Raw genomic sequence first — 11576 nt, 5'->3', positions numbered from 1 at the left:
GGCGGAGGCGGCACGGGAGCGCGGGCTCCTGCGGGCCGTGGTGGTGCGCTTGGCCGGTGCCGCCGCGGCGGTCTCGGTGGTCGCTGCCGACTCCGTGGCGGGCTCGGGGGCGTCGGTGGTGTCCATGGCCTTGCGTGCCGCGGCGGTGGTCCTCCTGGCCGGTGTCTTGGTGCCGGTCTCCGCGTCCGCCTTGCTGCTCGCCCTGCGGGCGGGGGCCTTCTTGGCCGGGGCGGCCGTCTTCTCCGCCGCCTCGGCCGCTTCGGCCTTGGGGGCCGTCTTGCGCGCCCGGACCGCCTTGGTGGGGGTCTCGGGCGGTGCGGCGTCGGCGTCGGCCTGCGCGGAGCCGGGGGCGGTGACCGCGCTCGTCGCGCGGCGGGCCCTCGTGCGGCGCGGCGGCGTGGCCTTCTCGACCTGCTCGTCGGCGGCGGTGGTGGTGTTCTCGTCGTTCACGGGGTACTCCCCTGCTCGCGATCGCCGTCCACACGTCGGCGCCCGCGGGCGGTTCGTCGTCCGCGACCCAGGCCGCGGGCGGAAGTCCTTGGTTACGCCCGCTGCACTATCGCAGTTCGGACGCCGACGGCCGGGTGACCTGCCGACCTGCCCGGAGGCGGTTCGGGAGCCCGGCAAGAACCCCCTGCTGCAGCGCCTTCGCCCGGGTGGCGAGGCGGCGCGAGGTGAGTCCGGACCGGAACGGTCACGACGTCATCGGACCGGAGCGCAGGTGTGGAACTACACGCCGACCACGACGAAGTATCGCACAGGAACCCCACGGGCGCGGCTGCGCCGCGCACGGGCGCCGCGTGCGGGCGCCACATGCGGACAGCCGGCAGTGCCGGTGGACGGATGCCGCCGGTTCCGGCCATCGGCGGCCGACCTCTCCACCCTGGCCCAAAGGAACGTACCGACGGTCCCGAGGAGGTCTTCGGGTAGGTGGGCTGCGCACGCCCCGGCGGCTGGGTGTGCGGCCGGACGACGTTCGGCCATGATGGACGCCATGGCCTCTGCGGCGGTGCAGCTGGACGTCCCCGGACCCGAGGGACGGTCCGTGCGTCTGTCCAGCCCGGACCGCCTCATGTGGCCGCAGGCCGGCATCACCAAGCTCGCGCTGGCGGAGTACGTGATCGCCGTCGCGGACGCCCTGCTGCCCGCGCTGCGGGACCGGCCGGTGACGCTGCAGCGGTTTCCCGACGGCACCGAGGGCGAGGTCTTCTACTCCAAGAACCCGCCCCGCGGCATGCCGGAGTGGGCCCGCACCGTGCCGGTCACCTACCCCAGCGGGCGTGCCCACCCACAGCTCGTCGTCGACGAGCTCGCCACCGCCGTGTGGGCCGTGCAGATGGGGACCGTGACGTTCCATCCGTGGCCGAGCCGCACCGCCGACACGAACCTGCCGGACGAGATCCGCATCGACCTCGATCCCCAGCCGGGTCGCGATTTCGCCGACGCCGCCCGGGCCGCCACCGCGCTGCGGGAGCTGCTCGCCGAGGTCGGGCTGACGGGGTGGGTCAAGACGTCGGGCAGCCGGGGCGTGCACGTGTTCGCTCGGGTCCGCCCCGAGCACGAGTTCCTGGCCGTGCGCCACGCGGTGATCGCCGCCGCCCGCGAGCTCGAGCGGCGTCTGCCGGAGCTGGTGACGACCGCGTGGTGGAAGGAGGAACGGGGCGAGAAGATCTTCGTCGACTTCAACCAGGCCGCCCGCGACCGCACCATCGCCTCCGCATACAGCCCCCGCCCGCTGCCGCACGCACCCGTGTCCTTCCCCGTGCCGTGGGACGCGCTGGGCGACGTCGACCCGCGCGACTGCACCGTGCGCACCGTGCCCGGGCTGCTCGCCGAGCGCGGCGACGCCTGGGCCGGGATGGACGAGGCGGTCGGCGACCCGCGGCCGTTGCTGGACTGGTGGGAGCGTGACCTGGCCGACGGCCTCGGCGAGATGCCGTTCCCGCCGGACCACCCCAAGATGCCGGGCGAGCCGAGCAGGGTGCAGCCCAGCCGGGCACGCAAGACGGGCGCGTAGGGCGCGCAGGACGGGCGCGTAGGGAAGGATCGGCTCGTGGACCTCCCCGTCATGCCTCCGGTCGCCCCGATGCTGGCCAAGGCGGTGCCCGAGATCCCCGACCTCGGGCACACCGAGCCCAAGTGGGACGGGTTCCGCACGATCGTCTTCCGGGACGGTGACGAGGTGGTCCTCGGCAGCCGCAACGAGCGGCCCATGACCCGGTACTTCCCCGAGCTCGTCGAGTCGCTCAAGGCCAGCGCGCCCGAGCGCTGCGTCATCGACGGAGAGATCGTCATGGTCATCGACGACCGGCTCGACTTCGACGCGCTGCAGCAGCGCATCCACCCGGCCGCCAGCCGCGTCGCGCTGCTCGCCGGACGGACCCCGGCCTCCTTCGTCGGCTTCGACCTGCTCGCCCTCGGCGACGAGGCGCTCACGGGGCGACCGTTCGCCGAGCGCCGCGCCCGACTCGTCGAGATCCTCGCCGGGGCCGCGGGCCCCGTCCACCTCACGCCGGCGACGGCGGACCTCGAGCAGGCCCGCGAGTGGTTCGACCGCTTCGAGGGCGCCGGGCTCGACGGCGTCGTCGCCAAGGCGCTCGACGGCGTCTACCAGCCGAACAAGCGCGCCATGTTCAAGATCAAGCACGAGCGCACCGCCGACTGCGTGGTCGCCGGGTTCCGGCGGCACAAGAGCGGCGACGTCGTCGGCTCTCTCCTGCTGGGACTGGACACCGACGACGGCGCCCTCCAGCACGTGGGCGTGACGGCGTCGTTCTCGATGGCCCGCCGCAAGAGCCTGCTCGACGAGCTCGCGCCCTACCGGGACGTCGACCTCGCCGACCACCCGTGGGGCGAGCGGGCAGACCAGGCGGCCCACCAGCAGCAGCGGCGGCCGGGGGCGGTGAGCCGGTGGAGCACCGGCAAGGACCTCTCCTTCGTCCCGCTGCGCCCCGAGCTCGTCGTCGAGGTCGCCTACGACCACATGGAGGGCGACCGGTTCCGCCACATCCCCAGCTTCCGACGGTGGCGGCCGGACCGCGACCCGCGCTCGTGCACCTATGACCAGCTCGAGGAGGCTGTCGCGTTCGGGTTCTCCGAGGTGGTCGACGGCGCCTGGTAGGTCGCGCCGACACACCTCCGCCGCACTCCGCCCCCTGCTGCACCCGGACCTGCTGCGACGGGAGCAGCGCGACACACCCGAAATATCCGGACACCGCGTCAGGTCGATCCTGACACCGCGTCACCAACCCGGGACCTTGGTCCCAGACCGTCATCGACGACCCCCACCAACCTAAGGACGAGCCGCGCCCGATTTCGCGCGCTGACCTGATCTGATGAAAGGGCATCCCGTGGAAGCGCTGGACGTCGCTCGGTGGCAGTTCGGAATCATCACCGTCTACCACTTCATTCTCGTGCCGTTGACGATCGGGCTCTCCCCGCTCGTCGCGATCATGCACACCGCATGGGTACGCACCGGCAACGAGCGGTGGCACCGGCTGACGAAGTTCTTCGGGAAGATCCTCCTGATCAACTTCGCGCTCGGGGTCGCCACCGGCATCGTCCAGGAGTTCCAGTTCGGCATGAACTGGTCGGAGTACTCCCGCTTCGTCGGTGACATCTTCGGCGCCCCGCTGGCCATCGAGGCCCTCGCGGCGTTCTTCCTCGAGTCCACGTTCCTCGGCCTGTGGATCTTCGGCGAGGGGCGGCTGCCCAAGTGGCTGCACTCCGCCTGCATCTGGCTCGTGGCCATCGGTACCAGCCTCTCGGCCTACTGGATCCTCGCCGCGAACTCGTGGATGCAGCACCCCGTGGGCACCGTGTTCAACCCCGAGACCGGCCGCGCCGAGCTCGACGGCGTGGGCGGCTTCTTCGAGGTCATCACCAACAACACGCTCGTCGCCGCGTTCTCCCACACCATCACCGCGTCGTGGCTGGTGGCGGGCACGTTCGTGGCCGGTATCTGCGGCTGGTGGATCGTCCGCGCCGTCCGGGCCGGCCGCGAGCACGAGGCCCGCCAGGTGTGGCGCACCGGCGCCTACGTCGGCCTGATCACGATGGTCATCGGCGGCATCGGCGTCGGCATCACCGGCGACGTCCAGGGCAAGCTCATGTACGAGCAGCAACCCGGCAAGATGTCCGCCGCCGAGGCCCTGATCGACGGACAGGAGGCCGCACCCTTCTCCCTGCTCGCCATCGGCGACCTCTCCGGCGACCCGGCGAACGTGCGCCACCTCATCGAGCTCCCCGGCATCACCTCCTTCCTCGGCACCGGCTCTTTCTCCGGGCCGGACAGCTACCTGCCGGGCATCAACGACGTCCAGGCGGAGTACACCGGGCGCTACGCCGATCAGTTCGGCACCGACGTCGACTACATCCCCTACCTCCCCGTCACCTACTGGTCCTTCCGCCTGATGATCGGCCTGGCCGCGTTCTCCGCAGGCCTCGCCCTCGCGGGCCTGTGGCTCCTGCGCGGCGGACGCATCACGGACAAGGTGTGGTTCTCCCGGCTGGCCCTGCTCGCGCTGCCGATGCCCTTCCTCGCCTCCAGCTTCGGCTGGATCTTCACCGAGATGGGCCGCCAGCCGTGGGTCGTCCACCCCAACCCGGCCAACCCGGTGGACCAGGTGTACATGCTCACCCGGGACGGCGTCTCCACGGTCGTCCCGCTCGGCTCGGTGATCACCTCGCTCATCGTCTTCACGCTGCTGTACGCCGCGCTGGGCGTGGTGTGGTACCGCCTCATCAAGCGCTACGTCCGCGAGGGCGTGGACCCGCTGCCCGCGGACGTCTTGGGCCGTCCCGACGGCCCGGACGGCCCTGGTGGCACGGCTCCGAAGGAGCCCGAGCCCACCCTGTCCTTCGCCTACTGACCCCGCCCGCGCCTGACAGACTGGAGACGACGTCATGGATCTCCCCCTCCTCTGGTTCCTCCTCATCGCCGTCCTGTGGACGGGGTACCTCGTGCTCGAGGGCTTCGACTTCGGTGTCGGGATGCTGCTGAAGCCCTTCGCCCGCGACGAGCGGGAGCGTCGCGTCCTCCTGCGGTCCATCGGCCCGGTGTGGGACGGCAACGAGGTCTGGCTGCTCACCGCCGGCGGCGCCACGTTCGCGGCCTTCCCGGAGTGGTACGCCACGATGTTCTCCGGGATGTACCTCCCGCTCCTCCTCATCCTGGTGGCGCTGATCGTGCGTATCTGCGCCATCGAGTGGCGCGCCAAGATCGACGACGACACGTGGCGGGCGCGCTGGGACTGGGCGCACACCATCGGGGCGTGGGTGCCCGCGGTCCTGTGGGGCGTCGCGTTCGCGAACCTGGTCCAGGGCATGGAGATCGAGGTCGTCGACGGCAACCACCAGCTCGTGGGCGGGTTCTTCTCGCTGCTCACCCCGTTCACCCTGCTGGGCGGGGTCATGACGGCAAGCGTCTTCCTCACCCACGGCGCCGTGTTCCTGGCGCTGAAGACCGGCGGGGAGGTCCGTGAGCGCGCGGGGCTGCTCGCGCAGCGCCTCGCCGTCGTCTCGCTCGTCGTCGCCGGCGTGTGGGCGGTATGGGCGCAGCTGGCCTTCTCCGCGCACACCCTCACCTGGGTGCCGCTCGCCGTCGCTGCCCTCGCCCTGCTCGGGGTCGTCGTCGCCACCCGGGCGCGCCGCGAGGGCTGGGCCTTCACGCTCAACGCCATCGCCATCGTGGCTGCCGTCGTCCTGATCTTCGGTGTCATGTACCCCGACGTCATGCCGTCCTCGCTGGACCCGGCGTGGTCGCTGAGCATCGCGGAGGCGGCGTCCACGCAGTCGACGCTGCAGGTCATGGCCGTGGCCGCGCTGATCTTCGTGCCGGTCGTGCTCGCCTACCAGGGCTGGACGTACTGGGTGTTCCGCAAGCGCATCACCGCCACGGAGATCACCGGCAACGAGGGCCTGCCGCCCGCCGAGTCGATACCGTCGCTGGAGCCCACGGGTTCACACTGAGGCCGTGAAGCCGCTCGACCCCCGACTCCTCCGGCACGCCCGGGCCGCCCGCCGCTACATCGTCGGCACCGCCGTCGGCGGCCTGGCGACGGCGGCCCTGGTGATCGCGCAGGCACTGCTCGTCGCGAACGCCATCTCCCCGGTGATCGAGGGTCGGGCCGGCTGGGCGCACGTCGCCCCGTTCGTCGGCTGGCTCGCCGGCGTCGTCGGCGCGCGGTTCGTGGTGCTGGTGGCGCAGGAGACCTTCGCGCACCGCGCCGCCCGCGACGTCGTCGCCGACCTGCGTGAGCAGGTGCTGACCAGGGCCGTGGCTCACGGGCCCCGCTGGCTCGCCGGGCACGGGGCACAGGTCGTCACGCTCGCCACCCGGGGCCTGGACGACCTCGAGCCGTACTTCGTGCGCTACCTGCCGCAGCTGATCCTCGCCGCCACCGTCACCCCGGCTTCCCTCGCCGTCGTCCTCGGTCTGGACGTCGTCTCCGCGATCATCATCGCGCTCACGATCCCGCTGGTGCCCGTGTTCATGTGGCTCATCGGCCTCCTCACCCAGAAGTTCGCCGCCGAGAAGCTCGTGGCGATGCAGCACCTGGGCGCCCAGCTCCTGGACCTGCTCGCCGGGCTGAGCACCCTCAAGGCGCTCGGCCGCGAGCACGGGCCCGGTCGTCGCGTGGCCGAGCTCGGCGCCGCATACACCCGCACCACCATGTCGACGCTGCGGGTCGCCTTCCTCTCCGGCGCGGTGCTGGAGTTCCTCGCATCGATCTCGGTGGCGCTGGTGGCCGTCGTGATCGGCACGCGCCTGGTGGCCGGGGACCTCGACCTCACCACCGGGCTCGCCGTGCTCATGCTGGCCCCGGAGATCTACAAGCCGATCCGCGAGGTCGGGTCCCAGTTCCACGCCTCCGCGGACGGCGTCGCCGCCGCCGAGCAGGCCTTCGCGGTGCTGGACCGGCCCGTGCCGGCGCCGGGCACCGTCCCCGCGCCGGACCTGCGCACGAGCGACGTCGTGGTCGCCGGCGTCGGCGTCCTGGCCCCCGGTCGCGCCACCTGGGCTCCGTCACGCCTGGATGCCCGGCTGCGACCGGGGCACGTCGTCGCCCTCGTGGGCCCCTCCGGGGTGGGCAAGACGACCGCGGCGCACGTCCTGCTCGGCCTGCTGGTGCCCGACGCCGGTGCGGTGCGCCTGGTGCCCTCGGACGGCGCCGGGGACGGTGTCGACCTCGCCGCCGTCGAGCCCGGCTCGTTCCACGCCCAGGTGGCCTGGGTGCCGCAGCGTCCGGTGATCCTGCCCGGTTCGGTCCGGGAGAACGTGACCGGCGGTGCCGACGTCGGCCGGCTGCCGGGCGCCGACGAGGGCCCGGCGGACGGCGACCAGGCCGGGGTGACCGACGCCGAGCTCGCCGCGGCGGCACGGGCCACCGGGTTCGCCGAGGTCGTCGCTGCGCTCGCCCACGGCTGGGACACGGTGCTCGGCCACGGCGGCGTGGGACTCTCGGTCGGGCAGCGCCAGCGCCTCGCCCTCACCCGCGCCCTGCTCGGCAGCGAGCAGCTCGTCGTCCTCGACGAACCCACCGCCCACCTCGACGCCGCCGCCGAGGGGCACGTGCTCGCCGCCGTGCGGGAGCTGCGCGACCGCGGCCGCACCGTCCTGGTCATCGCCCACCGGGCGGCGCTGGTCGCCCTGGCCGACGACGTGGTCACCGTCACCTCGCGCCCGACCGACGACGCCGACGCGGACGTCGTCGCGGTCACCGCAGACCTCGCCTGCCCGGCGAGCACCGCAGGCGCGCCGCCGGCGCCGGGAGCTCAGGATGCCCCGGGCCGCGACGACCGTCAGGGGGCTCGCCGGTGACCGCCTCGACCACCGCCGACGCCGTTCCCGCGGGTGACAACACCTCCGGTGACACCACCACCGGCGACGGTCTCGCCGACCGCGGCGCCGTCACGCCCGCCCAGGAGCGCCGGGCGCTGCGCCGCGCCATCCGCCTCCTCGACCTCGACCGCGTCCGCCTGACCTGGGCCGTGCTCGCCGGCTCGGCCGGGCTGGCCAGCGCCGTCGCCCTCGGGGCGTCCGCGGCGTGGCTGATCGCGCGTGCCTCGCAGATGCCGTCGATCCTGGAGCTGGGGGTCGCGAGCGTCTCCGTGCGCCTGTTCGGCATCTCCCGGGCGGTGCTGCGCTACCTCGAACGCCTGGCCTCGCACGAGGTCGCCCTGCGTGGCATGGCGTCGCTGCGCAGCCGGATCTACGGCGCGTTGGCCGACGGCCGTGCCGACGCCGTCGCCGGGCTGCGCCGCGGTGACCTCCTGGCCCGCACGGGTGCCGACGTGGACGCCGTCGGGGACGTCGTGGTCCGGGTGGTGCTGCCGGCGGCCGTCGCCGTGGTGGTCGGCGCCGGCTCGGTGGTGCTCGTGTCGTGGCTCCACCTCGGGGCCGGTGCCGTGCTCGCCGCCTGCCTGCTCGCGGCCGGCGTGGTCGGCCCCTGGCTCGACGTCCGCGCCGCCCGGCTGGCCGAGCACGCCCAGATCACCGCCCGGTCGGACCTCTCCGCCGCCGCCATGACCATGGTCGACGGTGCCGCCGAGCTCACCGTCTCCGGGCGGGTGGGCCGCACGTCGGCAGGCCTGCGCGCGACCGAGTCCGTCCTGGCGCGGGCGAAGGACGCCGCCGCGCGGCCGGCGGCCTTTGCCGCGGGCTTCGACACCCTGGCCATGGGCGTGGCCGTGCTGGGGGCGCTCCTGCTCGGGGTACCCGCCACCGTCGCCGGCACGATGGAACACATCGAGCTCGCCGTCATCGTCCTGACACCGCTGGCCGCGTTCGAGGGCACCGCCATGCTCGGGCCGGCGGCCGTCCAGCTCGTGCGCTCGGGCGGCTCGGCCGTACGGATCATGGCGCTGCTCGACGCGGCCGCCGCCACCACCGGTGCCACCGGTGCGGCGTCCCGGACGCCGCCGGCCACCGCCTCGCCGGCATCCGTCCACGTCCGCGCCGAAGCGAACGTCACATCTCCCACCGCACCCGGACCGCCCGGGGCGACCCTGGCGGCCCGCGGCCTCGCCGTCGGCTGGCCCGGCGGCCCGGTCGTCGCCACCGGATTCGAGCTCGACCTGACCCCGGGCCGCACCGTCGTCGTCGTCGGACCCAGCGGCATCGGCAAGACGACGCTCCTGCTGACCCTGGCCGGGTTGCTCCCGGCCCGTGCCGGCAGCGTGACGGTGGACGGCGCCGACTCGTGGGGCGCCGATCGGGGCTGGGTGAGCCGGCGCGTGGTGCTCACCGCCGAGGACGCCCACATCTTCGAGACCACCGTGCTGGAGAACCTCCGGGTGGCCCGCGGGGACGTCAGCGAGGCCGAGGCGACGGCACTGCTCGACCGGACGGGCCTCGGCCCCTGGCTCGCCCGGCTGCCCGACGGGCCGGCCACCATGCTGGGCACGGACGCCGCCACCATCTCCGGCGGCGAGCGCCGGCGCCTGCTCCTGGCCCGGGCCCTGGCGAGCCCGGCACCGATCCTCCTGCTCGACGAGCCCGCCGAGCACCTCGACCCGGCCACCGCCGACCGCCTCGTCACCGACCTCCTCGGTGCCGGCCGGGACGCCGCCGCGCCGCGCGGCGTCGTGCTGGTCACGCACCGGCTCGCCGCGTTGGCCGCCGCCGACGAGGTGATCCTGCTGGGCCGCGACGGCGTCGCCCCAGGAACGGCTACCGTGTTGGCCAGGGGTTCGCACCACGAGCTCCTGGCCACGGTGCCGGCCTACCGATGGGCCGCCGAGCAGGAAGAACACCGATGAACCACAACGGTCAGGACGACGCCGAGCGGGCCGCGCCCGGCCCCGTCGGCGGCGTCGGCGGCGGCGTCGGCGTCGGCGTCGGACGGACGGACCCGCACGGCGCAAACTATCCACGCCTCGTCAACCCCCGTGGCGACGGCCAACGGCGCACCGACACGCCGTCCCTGCTCGGGGCCGCGATCAACGTCGCCTCCCACCTCGACATCACCGAGGCGCTGCGCAGTTTCGTCGACCGCGCCGCCCGGCTGTGCGGCGCCGAGTACGCCGCCCTCGGTGTGCTCGACGCCCGCGGCAACACCACCGCGTTCGTCCAGGTCGGCGTCACCGAGGAGGAGGTCGAGATGCTCGGCCACCCGCCGCGCGGTGGGGGCGTGCTCGGCGCGATCCCGGTGGACGGGCCGCTGCTGCTGGACGATCTCACCCAGCACCCCGACTTCGGTGGGTTCCCGCCCGGTCACCCGCCCATGTACTCGTTCCTCGGGGTGCCCGTGCGGGTGCGCGACCGGGCCTTCGGCCGGCTCTACCTCGCGGAGAAGCCCGGTGGGTTCAGCGAGCGCGACGCCGAGGACATGATGAGCCTGGCCGAGGCCGCGGCCGTCTCCATCGAGAACTCGCGCCTGTACGCCGAGGCCCGCAACCGCGAGCGCTGGATCAGCGTGAGCCAGGACATCACCATCGCGCTCCTGGAGGGCACCGAGGAGGAGGAGGCCCTCGAGATGATCGCCGCCCGGGTACGCGAAGTCGCCGAGGCCGACACCGCCCTCATCATCCTGCCCTCCGTGGGCGACACCTGGGCGTGCGAGATCGCCCACGGCGTCAGCGCCGGCAAGCTCCTCGGCCTCGTCTTCCCCCCCGAGGGGCGCGCCATGACGGTGCTCAAGGAGGGCACCGGCATGATCGTCGACTCCCTCACCCGGCTGCGCACCCTGCGCCTGCCCGAGCTCGCCCAGTTCGGCCCCGCGCTGTACGCGCCGATGATGCTGCGCGGCGAGGGGCACGGCGTCCTCCTGCTGCTGCGTACGATCGGCGGTCCGGAGTTCGACCAGTCCGACCTCGCCATGGCGGAGTCGGTGGCCGGCCAGGCGGCCCTGGCGCTGGAGCTGGCGGCCGCGCGGCACGCCGAGGACGTCGCCTCCCTGCTGAGCGAGCGTGCCCGGATCGCCCGGGACCTGCACGACCTCGCGATCCAGCAGCTCTTCGCCACCGGCATGCAGCTCGAGTCCGTCCGCGCCGAGATGGACCGGCGCGGCGAGGCCCACGCCGCCGAGCTGCTCGACGGCGCGCTGGGCAGCGTCGACGACGCCGTCAAGCAGATCCGCGCCATCGTCCACTCCCTGCGCGAGCCGGACAGCGCCGTGGTGCTGGTGGAGCGGCTGCGGCGCGAGGCGTCCCTCGCGCGCACCTCGCTCGGCTACGCCCCGTCGCTGCTCATCGATGTCGACGGCGCGCTCATCGCCTCCGCCGAGAACGAGGGCACCCTGATCGACACGGTCGACAACCTCGTGGACGCCGACCTCGCCGACGACGTCGTCGCCGTCGTGCGGGAGGGCCTGTCCAACGCGGCGCGGCACGCGCGGGCGGCGTCGGTGCAGGTGCGGGTGAGTGTGCTCGGTTACGGCCCGACCGGGCGGGTGATCGTCGACGTCGAGGACGACGGCACGGGCGTCGCCCCGTCCGTCACGCGCCGGTCGGGCCTGGCGAACCTCGCCACCCGGGCCCGTCGCCACGGCGGCACGTTCTCCGTGGGGACCAACGAGGCCGGCCAGGGCAGCCTCATGAGATGGCAGGCCCCGCTGACCTGAGCGGGCCCTGCC

7 protein-coding genes and 1 pseudogene are annotated in these 11576 nt (G+C 73.7%); 7 read left to right on the top strand and 1 reads right to left on the bottom strand.

The window, feature by feature from the left end:
• A pseudogene (locus ACYC1Z_RS04845) lies at positions 1–450 on the bottom strand (hypothetical protein); the annotation flags it as partial.
• A 532-nt stretch (positions 451–982) separates the two neighbouring features.
• On the opposite strand from ACYC1Z_RS04845, the gene ligD reads away from it, so the two are divergent.
• From ligD to ACYC1Z_RS04810, 7 genes are all read left to right on the top strand, one after another.
• Entirely contained in the window at positions 983–2017 is a 1035-nt protein-coding gene (gene ligD / locus ACYC1Z_RS04840; RefSeq protein ID WP_461408409.1) for a non-homologous end-joining DNA ligase, read from the top strand.
• 36 nt (positions 2018–2053) lie between these two features.
• Entirely contained in the window at positions 2054–3121 is a 1068-nt protein-coding gene (locus tag ACYC1Z_RS04835) for an ATP-dependent DNA ligase (protein ID WP_461408408.1), read from the top strand.
• A gap of 229 nt (positions 3122–3350) precedes the next feature.
• Positions 3351–4871 carry a cytochrome ubiquinol oxidase subunit I gene (locus tag ACYC1Z_RS04830; RefSeq protein ID WP_461408411.1) on the top strand — a complete coding sequence of 507 codons (1521 nt, stop codon included), beginning with the start codon at positions 3351–3353 and terminating at the stop codon, positions 4869–4871.
• A gap of 34 nt (positions 4872–4905) precedes the next feature.
• A complete protein-coding gene (cydB, locus tag ACYC1Z_RS04825; protein ID WP_461408407.1) occupies positions 4906–5970 on the top strand; it encodes a cytochrome d ubiquinol oxidase subunit II in 1065 nt (354 codons plus the stop codon).
• A gap of 4 nt (positions 5971–5974) precedes the next feature.
• Positions 5975–7822, top strand: coding sequence for a thiol reductant ABC exporter subunit CydD (cydD, locus tag ACYC1Z_RS04820; RefSeq protein ID WP_461408406.1), 1848 nt, complete (start codon positions 5975–5977; stop codon positions 7820–7822).
• A complete protein-coding gene (gene cydC / locus ACYC1Z_RS04815) occupies positions 7819–9762 on the top strand; it encodes a thiol reductant ABC exporter subunit CydC (RefSeq protein WP_461408405.1) in 1944 nt (647 codons plus the stop codon). Before cydD ends, cydC begins: the two co-directional genes overlap by 4 nt.
• Positions 9759–11564, top strand: a complete 1806-nt coding sequence (locus ACYC1Z_RS04810; protein ID WP_461408404.1) for a GAF domain-containing sensor histidine kinase — start codon at positions 9759–9761, stop codon at positions 11562–11564. The genes cydC and ACYC1Z_RS04810 overlap by 4 nt, the downstream gene beginning before the upstream one ends.
• The last annotated feature ends 12 nt before the right edge of the window (positions 11565–11576 follow it).

This window comes from Georgenia sp., assembly GCF_054605595.1.
The sequence above is the reverse complement of the archived record's forward strand: the minus strand, read 5'-3'. Positions and strand labels throughout refer to the sequence as shown.

Coding starts and splice junctions, on each gene's coding strand:
- ligD (WP_461408409.1), top strand. CDS start 983: ATGATGGACGCCATGGCCTCTGCGGCGGTGCAGCTGGACGTCCCCGGA.
- cydB (WP_461408407.1), top strand. CDS start 4,906: ATGGATCTCCCCCTCCTCTGGTTCCTCCTCATCGCCGTCCTGTGGACG.
- ACYC1Z_RS04810 (WP_461408404.1), top strand. CDS start 9,759: ATGAACCACAACGGTCAGGACGACGCCGAGCGGGCCGCGCCCGGCCCC.